The sequence below is a fragment of the Caenibius sp. WL genome (assembly GCF_019803445.1).
Lineage (GTDB): Bacteria > Pseudomonadota > Alphaproteobacteria > Sphingomonadales > Sphingomonadaceae > Caenibius.
The window spans coordinates 2,135,757-2,151,936 of sequence record NZ_CP081844.1 but is presented as its reverse complement, the minus strand read 5'-3'; the positions used below and the strand labels follow the sequence as shown (position 1 = coordinate 2,151,936).

Below are 16,180 nucleotides of genomic sequence, written 5' to 3'. Positions count from 1 at the left end.
GCCTCGTTCCCGAAGTATCAGGGGCAATTTTGAAACACGTTACCCGAAGCCTCCTCGCCGCCTGCCTCGCCTTGTCGGCTGTCCCGGCAGGGGCCCAGAGTGAGGTCGCCGTTCCCGCCGTTCCCTCTGCCCAGGATGTGCCGATCGCTTTCCTCGCCGATCTGGGCAGCGGCCAGATTCTGCATGCCCGCGAAGCGGACCGGCGCTTCGTCCCCGCCTCGGTGACCAAGGTGATGACGACGTTCCTCGCCTTCGAGATGCTCGACGAAGGGCGCCTGAAGCCGGATCAGGTGTTCGCGATGGACCGCCAGACCTTTCGCGATTGGGGGCGGAAGGGCTCTTCGATGTTCCTCAACGAAGGTGATCAGGCCACGGTCGATCAATTGCTCCACGGCATAACCACGGTATCGGCCAATGATGGCTGCGCGGTGATGGCGGTGGGGGCCACCGGGTCGGTCGAAAAATGGGTCGCCCTGATGAACGCCAAAGCACGCGAACTGGGCATGACGAACAGCCACTTCGGCACTCCGAACGGCTGGATGGACGAAGGCAGAACATTCGTCACCGCGCGCGATCTGTTCATTTTGTCACGCGCGCTGATCACCCGGCATCCCGAACTCTATCGCCGGTATATCGGCAAGCCGAGCTATAGTTTCAACGGAATCGTCCAATCCAATCACGATCCGATGATCGGCCATGTGCTGGGTGCCGATGGGATCAAGACCGGCTTCACCCGGCAGGCAGGATACAACTATCTCGGCTCCGCCGAACGCGATGGACGGCGGCTGCTGATGGTGATTGCGGGGACTGATCGCCCGGCCATCCGCACAAAGGCGGCACGCGCATTTATCGAATGGGGCTTCACCCATTTCGCCACGCGCACCTTGTTTGCCGCGGGAAAGCCGGTTGCCCGTGCCGCGATACAGGGCGGCGCGGCACGATCGGTGCCACTTGTCGCCTCGCGGCCGCTGGTGGTGAGCTTCGCGCATGGCACCCAACCGAAAATCTCTCTTATGGTCCATTATACCGGTCCGCTTAAGGCACCGGTTCAAGCTGGTGCGGAAGTTGCCGAACTGGAAATCAGGATCGCCGGACAAGAACCGTTCCGCACGCCGCTTGTCGCCGCGCAGAACGTATCCGAAGCCAACTGGTGGCAGCGCTTGCGCAACGGACTGGCCGGGTTGTTTGCATGATGCAGGGGCTCTTCCTGACGTTTGAAGGCGGGGAAGGCGTCGGCAAGTCCACCCAGGCAAAGATGCTTGCGTCCGCCCTTCAGATTCAGGGAAGGAAAGTCGTTCTCACGCGGGAACCGGGCGGTACGGAAGGTGCGGAGGCCATCCGCAATCTCCTGCTCGACACCCGGGGGCAGGGGTGGAATGCCCGGGCCGAAGCACTGCTTTTCGCCGCCGCGCGCTCCGATCATGTGGAACGCCTGATCCGGCCTGCGCTGGCGCGCGGCTGCGTGGTGATTTGCGACCGCTATATCGATTCGACACGCGCCTATCAGGGCGGCGGAGGCGGGCTGAACGATGCCGAACTGCTCACTCTGCATGCGATCGGTACTGATGGCCTGTTGCCCGATCGCACCGTGCTGATCGAGGCCGCACCCGAACTGACCGCCACCCGCCTCGCCGCGCGCGATGGCGAGGCAACGGATCGTATCGGAGGGCGCGATGCTGCCTATCACGCCCGGGTCGCAGCCGCTTTTGCCGGATTGGCCGATGCGGAACCCGGCCGGTTTCTCCGGATCGACGGGCAGGGTACACCGGATGAAATTCATGCCCGCATTCTTGCCGCGCTCGCACCCGACCTGAGCCGCATAACATGACGTTTTCCGGACATGGCGAGGCGTGGCGCGAGTGGCGCGACGCGCTGGGCGGCACCCGCATGCATCACGGGTGGATTTTGGCGGGCAAGAAAGGGCTCGGCAAAGCGAACTTCGCCATGGCAGCCGCGCGCGAACTGGTTGCCGAACCCGGCATTGCGCAACCGGGCGGGGACCATCCCGATATTATCCTTCTTACCCATCTACCGGCAACGGCGGACGACGAAGCGAAGAAGGCGGAGGGCAAGCCCTATCAGACCAAGCGCAGCATCGGCATTGCCCAAATTCGCGAGATGCAGCAGCGCCTCGTCACCCGGCCTACGCTCGGCAGCCGCCGGGCGATCATCATCGATCCGGCCGACGATCTGGAAAAACCCGCCGCCAACGCCCTGCTCAAGAGCCTGGAAGAGCCGCCGGCAGGCTCGTTCTTTCTGCTGGTATCCCACCGCCCGGGGCGCCTGCTGGCCACGATCCGTTCCCGTTGCCGCACGTTGCGCTTTCCGGGGCTCACCGATGCGGAAATCGACGCGGTTCTGCGGGCTCACGCTCCCGATGCAAACGAGGCGACCCGCGCTGCCGCCATTGCCGCAGCCACCGGATCTCCCGGCGCGGCGCTCGATTTCGTGGCCTATGATCTTGGCAAACTGCATGGATTGATGCAGCAACTTGCCCGCTCGGGCGATCCGGGCTTTGCCCTGCGTGGCGAACTGGCTGCCGCCATCGGGCAACGCCCTGATCGCGAGCGCGTGCTGGCCTGCCTCGATCTGGCGCGGGCTGTGCTGGCAGGCGAAATGCGGCAAGCACCCGCGCAGCGTCTGCCCCGCATTGTCGACGCTCATGAGGAAATCAACCGGCTCTCGGGTCAGGCGCCGACCTATAATTTTGACGCCGCGCTGCTCGTGATGGAAATCGGCACCTTGCTCGCATCGGCGGCGGTGGATAGGGAGCCTCGCTATGGCTGAACCCTATTATATCACCACCGCAATTGCCTACCCCAACGGCAAGCCCCACATTGGCCACGCTTATGAAGCGATCGCCGCCGATGTCATCGCCCGCTTCCAACGCATGAACGGGCGCGATGTCCGGCTGGTGACGGGCACGGACGAACACGGCCTGAAAATGGATCAGACCGCCCGGGCCGCAGGGCGGGATACGCTCGAATTTGCCACGGAAATGTCCAATGCTTTCCGTCACACATTCGATCAACTTAATATCTCATATGACGCCTTCTGCCGGACGACCGAAGCGCGCCACAAGGAAGCCAGCACCCGCCTGTGGCAGGCGATGGAAGCCAGCGGCGATCTCTATCTCGATCGCTATGAAGGCTGGTATTCGGTTCGCGACGAAGCTTTCTACAGTGAAGACGAACTGATCGAAGGGGAGGGGGGGCAGAAGCTTTCTCCGCAGAATACGCCGGTCGAATGGACGGTGGAGGAAAGCTGGTTCTTCCGCCTTTCGAAATATCGCGATTTCCTGATCGAACTTAACGAGACACCCGGCTTTCTCGAGCCGGAAAGCCGCCGCAACGAAGTGTTGAGCTTCCTCAAGGGGCAGGAATTGCGCGATCTGTCGGTTTCGCGGACCAGTTTCGATTGGGGCGTACCGGTTCCCGGCAGCCCGGGACACGTGATGTATGTGTGGGTCGATGCGCTGACGACTTATCTCACCGGTATCGGCTATCCCGATAACACCGAAATGTTCGGGCGGTTCTGGCCCGCCAATCTCCATCTGATCGGCAAGGATATCGTCCGTTTCCACGCCGTGTACTGGCCGGCATTTCTCAAGTCGGCCAATCTGCCCGTTCCGCAAAGTATTTTCGGCCATGGTTTCCTGCTTCACCGCGGGGAAAAAATGTCCAAATCTCTGGGCAATGTGGTCGATCCTTTGGATCTTGCCGCACAATTCGGTGTCGATCAGTTGCGCTATTTCCTGCTGCGCGAAGTCAGCTTCGGACAGGATGGCAGCTACTCTTCTGAAGCCATTGTAACCCGTTGCAACGCGGAATTGGCCAACAGCTTCGGCAATCTGGCGCAGCGGGTGATGAGCTTCATCGCCAAGAACTGCGATGGCAGCGTGACTGCAACCGCCCCCGTCGAACAGGCTGATGCCGCGCTGCGCGAAAAGGTGCGCCAGGCCTGCGCCGAGGAATTGCCGCAGGCGTTCGAACGGCTGGCCATCTCAGCCGGACTTGAAGCATGGATTCAGGCGGTGTTCGCCTGCAACGCTTACATCGACGAACAGGCCCCGTGGGCGCTGCGCAAAACCGATCCGGAGCGAATGAAACGCGTGCTGGCCACGCTGTGCGGCTGTATTCGCGATCTCGCTATCGCCCTTTCGCCGGTTACCCCCACATCGACCGCCAAAATTCTCGACGCGCTGTGCATTCCGCAGGATGCACGCGATCTCTCCGCGCTGGCACACGATCCCGCGCTTGGTACTATCCGAGTTGAAGATCCCACTCCCGCCTTCCCACGGCTGGAATTGCCTGTGGATGACGAGACAGCCTGATGCTGATCGATTCCCACTGCCATCTTGAATACGAGGGCCTTGTTGAAGACCGCGCGGGTGTTCTGGCTCGTGCGCGCGGGGCGGGGGTAGGGGGCTTCCTCAACATTTCCACCCGGCAGAGCGAATGGGAACGCGTGATCGCAACGGCAGACGCCGAGCCGGACGTATGGGCCAGTGTCGGTATCCATCCTCATGAAGCCGATGCCCATGCAGACCTCGGCGCCGCTATGCTGACTCAGGCAGCCGCAAGACCCAAGGTCATCGGGATCGGTGAAACCGGATTGGATTATTATTACGACAAATCCGACCGGCAGGTCCAACAGGCGCTGTTCCGCACCCATATCGCGGTAGCACGGGAAACGGGCCTGCCGTTGATCGTCCATACGCGCGATGCCGAAGCCGATACCGCTGCGATTATCGCTGAGGAAATGGAGAAGGGGGCTTTTCCCGCGCTGATCCATTGCTTCACCGCATCGGCCGATTTCGCTCGCCGGATGCTGGACCTCGGCCTTACGATTTCTCTATCGGGTATCGTAACATTCAAGAATGCCAAGGACTTGCAGGAGATAGCGAAAGAGCTTCCTGAAGATCGCCTGCTGGTCGAAACGGATGCACCGTTCCTCGCCCCTGTGCCCCATCGCGGCAAAACGTGCGAACCTGCGTTCGTGGCGAACACAGCGGCGTTCGTGGCCGATTTACGGGGTGTCGCAGCAGAGCGGCTGCATGAGGTGACGACACGAAATTTTCATGCTTTGTTCCAGAAGGCCGTGCTGTGAAACTGATAATGCTTGGCTCGGGCACATCGGCAGGTGTGCCCCGGGTCGGCAACGACTGGGGCGCTTGCGATCCCAACGAACCGAGAAATCGCCGCAGCCGAGTGTCCATCATTGTCGAAGGAGACGACGGAGCACGTCTGCTGGTCGACACCGCGACCGATCTGCGCCAGCAACTGCTGCAAAACGATATCGACCGGCTTGATGCCGTGTTCTGGACGCATGATCATGCCGATCATTGCCACGGTATCGATGACTTGCGCGCCATCCGCTATGGCCGCAGCGGGCCGATCCCGGGCTTCGCCGCCGATGAAACGGTGCGGCGCCTGCGCCAACGCTTCGGCTATATCTTCTCGGGCCAGCATGGCTATCCCACGATCGTATCGCTCGACACGCTGGACCGCCTGAAGATGTTCGCCGGTATTCGCATCGATACCTGCCAGATGCCGCATGGGCCGATCGAAAGCACCGCGTTCCGCTTCGATCAAAGTGGTACATCCATTGGGTATGCCACTGATTTCAGTCATATTACCGATGATCTTGTCGATATGTTCTATGATCTCGGCATTCTCGTGGTCGATTGTTTGCGCCGTGAACCGCACCCGACACATGCGCATCTCGACATGGCTCTTGAGCTCGCAGCGCGCTGCCGAGCGCGAACAACGGTTCTGACGCATCTCGATAAGAGCCTTGATTACAAGACGTTGTCGAATGAAGTTCCGGCGAATGTGGTGGTCGGTTACGATGGCCTGGTGTTGATCGCATGAACAGCGGCGCATGGCTTTCCATTCTTCTTGTTGCGCTGGCGGCCATCCTGCCGATCTCGTCATTGATCCAACGCCGCATACCGCTACGCACGGCATTCGCCATGGCACTGATGTGGGTGGCGATTTTCCTGATCGCAATGCTCGTGATAGGGTGGCTAACCTCCTAAGACCTACTTTCACAAGCCCACTTCATTTAACATAATATATATTATCATCCCAATATGAGCCCACCGATCGAACGCCTTCTCCGCATCATGGCCCGCCTGCGCGATCCGCAGAATGGCTGCGATTGGGATCGCACCCAGACTTTTGCGACTATCGCACCGTACACTATCGAAGAAGCTTACGAAGTTTCCGATGCCATCAACCGCGCGGATATGGCCGACCTTAAGGAAGAGCTTGGCGATCTGCTGTTGCAGGTCGTGTTCCATGCACGAATGGCGGAAGAAGCCGGGCATTTCGATTTCCACGCCGTCGCCAATGCGATCTCGGACAAGATGGAAGCCCGCCACCCGCATCTGTTCGGCTCAACCGAAGATCACGATAGCGACCGGGAAAAGCGCTGGGAAACGCTCAAGGCCAAGGAGCGCGAGGCCAAGGGCGCCCGTAGCGCCATGGATGGCGTGGCTCTGGCGCTGCCTGCCTTGCTGCGCGCCGAAAAGCTTCAGAAGCGCGCTGCCCGCGAAGGGTTCGACTGGCCGGATACCTGCGGCCCGGCCGAGAAGCTGGCCGAAGAAGCGCGCGAACTGGAAGAAGCAACCCCCGCCGACAAACTTGAGGAAGCGGGCGATCTGCTATTTTCCGCGGTCAATCTTGTCCGGGCCTACGGTATCGCCGCGGAAGATGCACTGCGTGCAGCCAACAGCAAGTTCGAACGCCGCTTTCGCCAGATGGAAGCGCTTGCCGGTGGATCGCTTGCTCCGCTTGCCCTCGATCAGCAGGAAGAACTGTGGCAGGCTGTAAAACGTTCAGAGCGCGGCGAAACGCCCTAGTTCGCGTGGTGTCAGCCGGACATCGAGCCGCCATTGGGGGCCGCCGTCGGGGCCTTCCCCGGCATCTTCCTCCACCAGGACATCCCCATGCGCGTGAAGCCAGGCGATCTTTTGCCCGTCGCGCGCCGAAATGATGAAGCTGTGCACCTGCGCGCCATCGGTCAACATAGCATCAAGCCGGGCCAAAAGGTGATCGATCCCTTCGCCCGTTGCGGCGGATAACGGTACAATCGCCGCATCGTCAGCCGCCAGAGCCCCCAGTTCGGCCTTGCGCTCATCGCCCAGCAGATCCCACTTGTTCCAGGCTTCGATGATCGGGATGGAGGACACGCCCCCTTCCCCATCAATCACACCGAGATCGGCAAGCACATCAAGCACCTGCTTTTTCTGGGCGCCGCTGGCGGGATTGGCGATGTCGCGCACATGCACGATCACATCCGCGGCGGTCACTTCCTCCAGCGTCGCGCGGAAGGCAGCGACGAGCTGCGTCGGCAAATCGGAAATGAATCCCACCGTATCGGACAGGATCGCTTTCTCAACCCCCGGCAACCGAATCGCCCGCATGGTCGGGTCCAGCGTGGCGAACAGCAGATCCTCCGCCATGACCCCGGCCCCTGTCAGACGGTTGAACAGCGTGGATTTGCCCGCATTGGTATATCCGACGAGAGCGATCACCGGCCAAGGCGCCTTGCCTCGCCGTTCGCGGTGGAGGCTGCGTGTGCGCCGAACCTGATCGAGTTCCTTGCGCAAGCGCCCCATCCGGGCACGGATCATGCGCCTGTCGGCCTCGATCTGCGTTTCGCCCGGACCGCCAAGAAAACCGAAGCCGCCGCGCTGCCGTTCCAGGTGAGTCCAACTGCGGACAAGGCGGCTCTGCTGATAATCGAGATGAGCGAGTTCCACCTGCAAACGGCCTTCCGCCGTTGCCGCGCGCTCGCCAAAAATTTCAAGAATCAGGCCGGTGCGATCGATAACCTTGCGCTTCAGCCGCTGTTCGAGATTGCGCTGTTGAATGGCGGACAGCGAACCATCGACAATAACCAATTCGGCTTCATGCTGGAGGCAGACCGTTTCGATCCGTTCGATCTGGCCTTCGCCGAACAAGGTGCCGGGCCTGACTTCGCGCACCGGAACGACAAAGCCTTCCGCGACTTCGATACCGATCGCCAGCGCAAGGCTGCAGGCTTCCTCCAGACGCGATTCCGCATCGACGCTATAGGCCCTGCCCCGGATATCCGGGCATGCGACAAGGGCACGCGCACCGCGCGTGACCTCGCCCATCAGATCATCGGTGAAGCTCAGGCGTCCGCATCCTCGTCAGAATCGCCTGTCAGATCGACATGCGTCGCCGGCTGAATGGTCGACACGGCATGCTTGTAAGCGAGCTGAACATAGCCTTCCCGCTCCAGCAACATGCAGAACAGGTCAAACGCGGCGATCCGCCCCTGCAACATGACACCGTTGACGAGGAACATCGTCACCTGGACATTGGCATCGCGAACGCTGGTCAGGAAAACGTCCTGCAACAGGCGCTGCTTGCGGCTGCCTTCACCGATCGCGCCGAACTGTTCCGCATCGAGCGGATGGCTGGGCATGATCGTGGAGATCGCGTGCTTGTAGACAAGCTGCGACTGGCCATCGCGCCGCAACAGGATGGAGAAATTGTCGAACCACGTCACGATGCCTTGCAGCTTCACACCCTTGACCAGGAACATGGTTACCGGGGTCTTGTTCTTGCGCAGCAGGTTGAGGAACGCATCCTGCAGGTTCTGACCTTTGATGACGGTGGAAGCCGGAGCGGGCGCGGCAGGCGCGGTTTCTTCTTCTGAAGCCGACTTCGACTGAGGGCGAACGGACAGGGTGCGGCCTGTGGCCATGTCTCTATCTCCTGTTGTTGGCGGCCACCAGATGGCGATCCGCATTCAGGCTGCCTTACTCGCCCGAATATGAGCGAATGATGACAGCCGGTATGGAAAGCGGAATAATATTGCTTTTGCTGCAGCGCGCAAAGGAATTTTTATCGGCGACCATAAATTTAGCGCCGCCCTTGCCTCAATCCTCGCGGTGATCCGACAATCCCAAGAGCTTCAGTTTGCGATGCAAGGCGGACCGCTCCATTCCGATAAAAGCCGCTGTTTTCGAGATATTCCCTGAAAACCGGCGAATCTGGACGCGCAGGTATTCGCGCTCGAAGCTTTCCCGAGCCTCTCTCAAGGGAACCCCCATCAGAGTGCCCACACCGGCATCGCTGTCGTCGCCGCGGCCGGTGATTTCGGGCGGCAGTAGATCGATGTCAATCTGTTCCAGCCTTTCGCGCGGGGCCAGAATAACAGTGCGTTCCACCACATTGCGCAACTGGCGCACGTTGCCCGGCCAATCATACGCTTGCAGCGCAGCCATTGCCTCGTCGCCGATACGCGGCGGGGCGATGCCCTGCTCGCTGGCGTAACGGGCAAAGAAATGGTTGGAGAGCGCAGGAATATCCTCACGCCGCTGCACCAGCGGCGGAATGATCACCGGCACGACATTCAGGCGATAGAACAGGTCTTCGCGAAAACGCTTCTCGTCGATGGCAGTTTCAAGATCGCCCGAGGTGGAGGAAACCACTCTGACATCCACACCGATTTCACGGTTGCCGCCCACCCGAACGAAGCTCTGATCGGTCAGCACGCGCAAGATCCGCGCCTGCGTCGACAAGGGCATATCCGCCACTTCATCGAGATAAAGCGTCCCGCCATCGGCCATTTCGAGCAGTCCGGCCCTGATAAGTTTCCCGTCTGCCTCTTCGCCAAAGAGTTCCTGCTCGAATCGTTCAGGCGTGATCCTCGCCGAATTGACTGTCACGAAAGCCTTGTCCGCTCGCGGACTCCAACTGTGCAGCAGACGGGCGGCCACTTCTTTACCAGCCCCTGCCGGACCGCTGATGAGCACACGGCTTCCGGTGTTGGCAACGCGTTTCAGTGTCGCACGGACATGATTGATGGAACTGCTGTTTCCGGTGAATTCCTCAGCCGTCAAAAACCCTTCGCGCAGCCGCGCGTTCTCACGCCGCAAGCGTTCGGTTTCCGTGGCGCGTTCGACCAGCAGCAACAGACGTTCGGTTTCGAACGGTTTCTCGATAAAGTCCACCGCCCCGCGGCTGACCGCCGATACCGCCGTGTCGATATTGCCATGGCCGGAAAAGATGATCACCGGCAGTTCCGGTTCGCGCACCTTGATCGCATCGAGAACTTCCAGCCCATCCATCGGGCTGCCGTGCAGCCACACGTCGAGCAGCACCAGGCTCGGCCGGCGTTCGTCGATGGCGGTCAGCGCTGAGGTGCTGTCTCCGGCCGTACGGCATTCGTACCCTTCATCGCCCAGCACGCCTGCGACGAGTTCGCGAATGTCGCGTTCATCATCGACGATCAAAATGTCGAGCGCCATTGCCCGTGCTCCTTTTCAGGTGATGCAAGTGAATCATACGGCCACCTCGTGGGCAGCCAACGGGTCGCGCGCCCATTTGAGGCAGACGCACGCCCCCCCACCGGGATTGGATGAAAAGCTCATCTCCCCGCCATGTTCCTCAACGATCTTGTTGACGATGGCGAGGCCGAGGCCGGTCCCCTTCTCCCGGGTGGTCATATAAGGTTCGACAATGCGTTCACGGTCCTTCGGCAGACCGATCCCGTTGTCGCAAATGCTGATTGTGAAGTTTTCCCTGTCACCGCTCGCCAGCACGACAATCCGGCCGCGATAATCGGCATCCGCGTCCTTGCGCCGCGCCTCAATCGCTTCCAGCGCATTTTTGAGAACGTTGGTCATCGCCTGGCCGAACTGGTGGCGATCGCAGGCCACCATCGGCGGCAAATCGTCCGTTGCCTCGAAAACATAATTGATTTCAGGATGGGCCACTTCCTGCAGGAACAGCGATTGGCGGACCAGATCGATGCCGTTTTCCTGCCGGAACACCGGCTTGGGCAGACGCGCGAAGGAGGAGAATTCGTCCACCATCTTGCGCAGATCACCCACCTGCCGAATGATGGTGCTGGTCAGTTCGTCGAACAGTTCGCGGTCCAGCTCGATCTGCTTGCCGTAGCGCCGGCTGAGCCGCTCCGTCGCCAGCTGGATCGGTGTCAGCGGATTCTTGATTTCGTGAGCAATACGGCGCGCCACATCCGACCAGGCCGCCTGCCGCTGATCGATCAACTGGCGCGTAATATCTTCAAAAGTAATAACGGCCCCGCCCGCCGCCGGCGCCACTTTGACCGCCAGAGTGAGCAGTTCGCTATCCTTGCCATACTGGACAAGGCCGCCGACGTGCCCGGTTTCCTGCATCGCCGCGAGTTGCGGCGCCACATCCGCGAGATCCCGCCCGATTGGCGCAGGCCCATCGGGATCAAGCAGAATTTTCTGGGCGGAACTGTTCATCAACAGCACCTTGCCATCGACATCGACGGAAATGATCCCGGCGGTGATCGATTCCAGAACCGCCTCGGTAAACGCCCGCCGTTCGTCAAGCTGGCGGTTAGCGGTGACAAGCGCCTGGGTCTGCTGTTCGATCTGGGCTGTCATACGGTTGAACGCGCGGTTGAGCAGGCCGATTTCATCGGCCCCGGTGCGCCCCTCCACGCGGACGGAGAAATTGCCTGCCCCCACGCGCCGCGCCGCGCCGACCAGTTCCGTCAGCGGCTGCACCTGCCGGTCCGCGATGCGCAAGGCGAGCCAAATCGCGAGCCCGACCAAGGCCAGCGAGACGAAAAACAGGGCGAGATTGAAACGCCATTGCAGACTGCGTGCCTTGCTCGTCAACACATCGTAAGACTGACGCACGCTTTGCGCGCGTTTCCACTGGCTGAGCGCAAGGGCATCGGAACTGCGGGCCGCATAGAGATAAATTCCCGCCCCGCGATCGATTGCGGTAAATGCGGAAATACGTTCGGCGTTGGCTTCGACCACCACCTGTTCGCCCGCATCGACACGTTCCAAAGCGTCCTTTTCCACCAGTTCGGCATGATCGCTTTGTTCGGGATCGATGATCGCGGCAATCGTCAGCTTTCCATCGGAGCCCTTTTGCAGAATGGCGGATTCGTTCAGCTTGCGGCTGACGACCTGATAGGAATACCCTTCGGCAAAGACCGGGCTGACGATCGAAGTCTGGTTGAGATAGGAACGAAGATCACCCGCCATGGTCAGCGTTTCGCTGCCGACATCGCGCAGATTCTGCTCGTAATAGCCTCTCGCCAGGCGATTGGCGTTCTCCAGCATCCCGCGCGAGTTGTCGGAAAACCAGAACTCGATGCCCGACTGGAACAGGATCGCCGCGAAAATCGCCACCAGCAGCGTCGGAATCGCAGCAATTAGCGAGAAGAAGGCCACTAGGCGCACATGGAGACGTGCCGTGCTGCCCGAAGCACGTTTGATCGCCCGCCTGCGCCCCATCAGCACCAGGAGCCCCATGGCAGGGATCAGCGTGCCGATCAGCAATGTCGCCAATTGTCCGGCAGGGACCAGCCCGCCCCGCTGCGGAGCGGAAGAGAACGCGAACCAGCTGCTGGCGACCATTGCCACCAGCGCAAACGCGCAAACCACTTCCAGCAAGCGGAAAAGGTTGGCGCGCCGCGACGCGACCAGAACCCGGCGCCACCAGGTTGGCCATTTGCGGTTAGAAGAGTTAGGCCAGGCAGCCATACGTTGCCGATTTACAACAGGGATGTTGCGAAGACGCAAGGACTTTCAGGCAAAGCTCCCACCAATTGCGTTGAATTCATGCACGATGGGTGAAGCGTTCCGGATCGATGGCCAGTTCTCCCAACCTTTTGCGTAGGGTATTGCGATTGATCCCCAGCAGTTGCGCGGCTTTGAGCTGGTTTCCACCCGTTTCGGCCAGGGCATGTTCGAACAGGGGCTTCTCGAACGCTGCCAGAGCACTGTGATACAAGGTTCCGTCAGGCGGTGTGACATCCAGCAACCAGGCATGAAGCGCCGCATCGAAATTCACTTCGCGCGGAGCGCGCGGCGTGTCCGGCATGTCATCGAGAAAACCAGCAACGATACCGGCATCGATGGCCTCCTCGCGGGCCAACAGAGCCATGCGGTACATGAAATTGCGCAGTTCGCGCACATTTCCCCGCCACGGCTGGCGCTCCAACAGCGCCACCGCGTCCTTTTCCAGAATATGGCGCGGCAGACCTTCCTTCTGCGCCAACGCCAGGAAGTGGCGTGACAGAGGACCGATATCGTCCGTCCGCTCACGCAATGGCGGCATCTGAATCGGCACGACATTCAAACGGTAGTAGAGGTCTTCGCGAAAGCGGCCATCCGCGATCAAGGGGCGCAGGTCGCGGTGGGTCGCGGCAACGATCCGCACATTGATCGCGATTTCCTCCTGCCCGCCGACACGCCGGATTCGCCCCGATTGCAGCGCGCGCAGCAGGCGGGTCTGCGCTTCCAGCGGCATATCGCCGATCTCGTCGAGAAACAGGGTGCCGCCGTTGGCCTGTTCGAACTTGCCGATATTGCGGGCAACCGCCCCGGTGAAAGCGCCCTTCTCATGACCGAACAGCTCGCTTTCGATCAGTTCGCCGGGAATCGCCGCCGTGTTGACCGCGACGAAAGGCCCTGCCCGACGCGCGCCCAACTGATGAATCGCTTCGGCCACCAGTTCCTTGCCCGTGCCGGATTCACCCAGCACCAGCACTGTCAGATCGTTGTGCAGCACGCGGGTAATCATGCGATAGACCCCCTGCATCGCCTGGCTGCGCCCCACGAGCGGCAAGCCATCGACATCGGGGCCCTGCTGTCCCGCTTCCACCGGTGCGCGGGCTTCCACAGCCTGCCGCACCGCGCGCACCAATTCATCGAGATCGAACGGTTTCGGGAAATATTCGAACGCTCCGGTATCCGTCGCGCGAACAGCGGTATCGAGCGTGTTCTGCGCGGAAAGAATGATGATCGGAAGGTTCGGATGGCCGGTGCGCACACCGGCCAGGCTTTCGATCCCGTCTCCATCATCGAGCACGACATCGGTCAGCAAGGCGCCATAGGTGCCGATGGCAAGCAGTTCATCGCGCTCCGCAATGGATTCGCAATGATCCACGGCCAGCCCCTCGGCTTCTAGCGCGGCCTTGATGACGATGGCGATAGACAGATCGTCTTCAACCAGCAGGATTTTGTGGCTCATGCCGCGCCTTGCCCTTTCGCGATCTGGGCGACGGGCAGATGGATGTTGAAGTGGGTCCACCCTTCCCCTTCGTCGCGTTCGTGCGTGATCCGCCCATCCATATCGCGCACCAGTTTCTTGACCAGCGCCAGTCCAAGACCTTGCCCATGCTTCTTGCCGGTGACGAAGGGTTCGAAAATATGATCGCGCAGCGCCGGATCGATGCCCAGCCCATTGTCGCTGACCCGCACCTGGATAGGCAGACGGATCGGCCGCCCCAGACGGATCGCGTTCATCACGAATCCGCTTACAAACCGCGTGCGCACGATCACTTTGGGATTTTCGGCCCCATTGCAGGCATCGCGGGCATTGGAGATCAGATTGATAAGCACCTGGACCAGTCCATCCGCATTGCCGAGAACAAGCGGAAGCGAAGGATCGAATTCCTCGATGATCGGCACTTTGTCCTGCGCCGCCGCATCGATCACACTGCGCGCGCGCCGGATCACTTCGTGAAGATTGCACGCGGCCACCGGCTCCGCCTGTTCCCGTCCGAGCGACTGCATCCGGTCGAGCAATTTGGCGATCCGGTCCACCTCGTCGGTGATCAGCCCGGTCAACGAACGGTCGGATTCATCCAGTTTGCGAGCCAGCAGTTGCGCCGCCCCGCGAATGGCCGCCAGCGGATTCTTGATCTCATGCGCCAGAATGGCTGGGGTTCGCACGGCCTGTTCGGGATCGTCCTCCAGCCCGCCAGAATTGCTGGCTTCACGCAAAGTCAGCATCTGCCAGCCCGGAAAGCCATTGACCGGCGATAATGTCAGATCGACGCGCCGCTCCGGCTCGTCACGCAGCACAATGCTGATGGCATGGGCTGAGATCTGCGCATCGCCTTGCGCAAGCCAGTCATTCAGGCGCATTTCGTCAAAACGAATGAACCGGTCGAGGCTCTTGCCCGCCAGTCTGCTCATCCCCACGCCGAGAAACTGTTCCGCGGCCGGGTTCGCGTTGACGATGTGCAAATCCGGATCGAGCAGCAGGACTGCCAGACCCAGACTGGAAAACTGGCTGGTGACAGGCGGTTGCCCTGTCACGCAGCCTGCCGCTGCAACAGCGGGCCATAGAATTCCGCCAGTTCGGCCATGACCTGCCGCGGATCGTCCACGAAATTCACCCGATTGCGGAATTCGGCCGAACCGTGGAGCCCTTTGGTATACCAGCCCAGATGCTTGCGGGCGATCTTCACACCGACATCTTCGCCATAAAGATCGAGCATCCCGCGATAGTGTTCGACAATCACAGCATATTGCTCGTCGATATCGGGCTCAGGCAGCGCCACGCCATGGCGCAGCCAGTGCATCACCTGGCCCAGCAGCCAGGGCTTGCCATATGCGCCCCGCCCAATCATCACGCCATCCGCGCCGCTCTGGTCCATGGCGGCAGCGACATCCCCGATCCCGCAGATATCGCCGTTGGCAATCACCGGAATGGAGACCGCATTCTTGACATTGCGGATAAAGGACCAGTCCGCCTGCCCTTTGTACATCTGGTTGCGTGTCCGCCCATGGACCGTCACCATTCTGGCGCCGAGATCCTCGGCAATGCGCGCCAGTTCCGGGGCATTGAGCGAATTGTGATCCCAGCCCATGCGCATTTTCACCGTCACCGGCACCGACACCGCCTTGACGGTCGCCTCGATCAGGCTGGCGGCAAGCTTGAGATCCCGCATCAGCGCGCTGCCCGCATCGCCGTTGACCACCTTCTTCACCGGGCAACCCATGTTGATATCGATAATCGCTGCGCCGCGATCCTCGTTCAGCTTGGCGGCTTCGCCCATTTCATAAGGCGTGCATCCGACCAGTTGCATCGACACCGGTTCTTCGATCGCATCCCACGCCGCCTTCTGCAGCGACTGGCGCGTTTCCCGGATCGCCGCCGGGCTGGCGATCATTTCCGTCACATTGAGGCCAGAACCGAACCGGCGCACCAGCTTACGAAAAGGCAAGTCGGTGACGCCCGTCATCGGCGCCAGAATGACCGGGCAATCGATAGTGACAGGACCGATCTGGATCGGCTTGATCGACGGCGGGGTGGGTATAGCGCTCATAAACGGGATCTGTGCCTAAAAAACAGGCACGCGCATAGTGGATTGCGGCGCTCCCTGCAAGCAGCTA

The 16,180-nt window shown here is 60.8% G+C and carries 15 protein-coding genes; 8 read left to right on the top strand and 7 right to left on the bottom strand.

What is annotated here, in order from left to right; translation table 11 throughout:
- Positions 1-29 precede the first annotated feature (29 nt).
- The 8 genes from K5X80_RS10200 to mazG are packed head-to-tail and all read left to right on the top strand — an operon-like array spanning position 30 to position 6,865.
- Positions 30-1,193 carry a D-alanyl-D-alanine carboxypeptidase family protein gene (locus tag K5X80_RS10200; RefSeq protein WP_222557638.1) on the top strand — a complete coding sequence of 388 codons (1,164 nt, stop codon included), beginning with the start codon at positions 30-32 and terminating at the stop codon, positions 1,191-1,193.
- Entirely contained in the window at positions 1,190-1,828 is a 639-nt protein-coding gene (tmk, locus tag K5X80_RS10195) for a dTMP kinase (RefSeq protein WP_222557637.1), read from the top strand. Before K5X80_RS10200 ends, tmk begins: the two co-directional genes overlap by 4 nt.
- Positions 1,825-2,787, top strand: coding sequence for a DNA polymerase III delta subunit-related protein (locus tag K5X80_RS10190; RefSeq protein WP_222557636.1), 963 nt, complete (start codon positions 1,825-1,827; stop codon positions 2,785-2,787). The genes tmk and K5X80_RS10190 overlap by 4 nt, the downstream gene beginning before the upstream one ends.
- A complete protein-coding gene (metG, locus tag K5X80_RS10185) occupies positions 2,780-4,333 on the top strand; it encodes a methionine--tRNA ligase (RefSeq protein WP_222557635.1) in 1,554 nt (517 codons plus the stop codon). The genes K5X80_RS10190 and metG overlap by 8 nt, the downstream gene beginning before the upstream one ends.
- Positions 4,333-5,109, top strand: a complete 777-nt coding sequence (locus K5X80_RS10180; protein WP_222557634.1) for a TatD family hydrolase — start codon at positions 4,333-4,335, stop codon at positions 5,107-5,109. The genes metG and K5X80_RS10180 overlap by 1 nt, the downstream gene beginning before the upstream one ends.
- Positions 5,106-5,873, top strand: coding sequence for an MBL fold metallo-hydrolase (locus K5X80_RS10175; protein WP_283249159.1), 768 nt, complete (start codon positions 5,106-5,108; stop codon positions 5,871-5,873). Before K5X80_RS10180 ends, K5X80_RS10175 begins: the two co-directional genes overlap by 4 nt.
- Entirely contained in the window at positions 5,870-6,040 is a 171-nt protein-coding gene (locus tag K5X80_RS10170; RefSeq protein WP_222557632.1) for a hypothetical protein, read from the top strand. Before K5X80_RS10175 ends, K5X80_RS10170 begins: the two co-directional genes overlap by 4 nt.
- A gap of 54 nt (positions 6,041-6,094) precedes the next feature.
- Positions 6,095-6,865, top strand: coding sequence for a nucleoside triphosphate pyrophosphohydrolase (gene mazG / locus K5X80_RS10165; protein WP_222557631.1), 771 nt, complete (start codon positions 6,095-6,097; stop codon positions 6,863-6,865).
- Here mazG and hflX read toward each other — a convergent pair.
- The 7 genes from hflX to dusB form a co-directional block, all read right to left on the bottom strand.
- A complete protein-coding gene (gene hflX, locus K5X80_RS10160) occupies positions 6,842-8,146 on the bottom strand; it encodes a GTPase HflX (protein ID WP_222557630.1) in 1,305 nt (434 codons plus the stop codon). The genes mazG and hflX overlap by 24 nt on opposite strands.
- 17 nt (positions 8,147-8,163) lie before the next feature.
- Positions 8,164-8,742, bottom strand: a complete 579-nt coding sequence (hfq, locus tag K5X80_RS10155) for an RNA chaperone Hfq (RefSeq protein ID WP_222557629.1) — start codon at positions 8,740-8,742, stop codon at positions 8,164-8,166.
- Positions 8,743-8,917: 175 nt separating this feature from the next.
- Complete coding sequence (ntrX, locus tag K5X80_RS10150; protein WP_222557628.1) at positions 8,918-10,291, bottom strand: nitrogen assimilation response regulator NtrX; 1,374 nt, start codon at positions 10,289-10,291, stop codon at positions 8,918-8,920.
- A 33-nt stretch (positions 10,292-10,324) separates the two neighbouring features.
- Entirely contained in the window at positions 10,325-12,535 is a 2,211-nt protein-coding gene (locus K5X80_RS10145) for a sensor histidine kinase (RefSeq protein WP_261390492.1), read from the bottom strand.
- 76 nt (positions 12,536-12,611) lie between these two features.
- Complete coding sequence (locus K5X80_RS10140) at positions 12,612-14,027, bottom strand: sigma 54-interacting transcriptional regulator (RefSeq protein ID WP_222557626.1); 1,416 nt, start codon at positions 14,025-14,027, stop codon at positions 12,612-12,614.
- Complete coding sequence (locus tag K5X80_RS10135) at positions 14,024-15,100, bottom strand: two-component system sensor histidine kinase NtrB (RefSeq protein ID WP_222557625.1); 1,077 nt, start codon at positions 15,098-15,100, stop codon at positions 14,024-14,026. The genes K5X80_RS10140 and K5X80_RS10135 overlap by 4 nt, the downstream gene beginning before the upstream one ends.
- Positions 15,097-16,113 (bottom strand): tRNA dihydrouridine synthase DusB, encoded by a 1,017-nt coding sequence (gene dusB, locus K5X80_RS10130; protein ID WP_222557624.1) that lies wholly within the window; start codon positions 16,111-16,113, stop codon positions 15,097-15,099. Before dusB ends, K5X80_RS10135 begins: the two co-directional genes overlap by 4 nt.
- Positions 16,114-16,180: the final 67 nt, after the last annotated feature.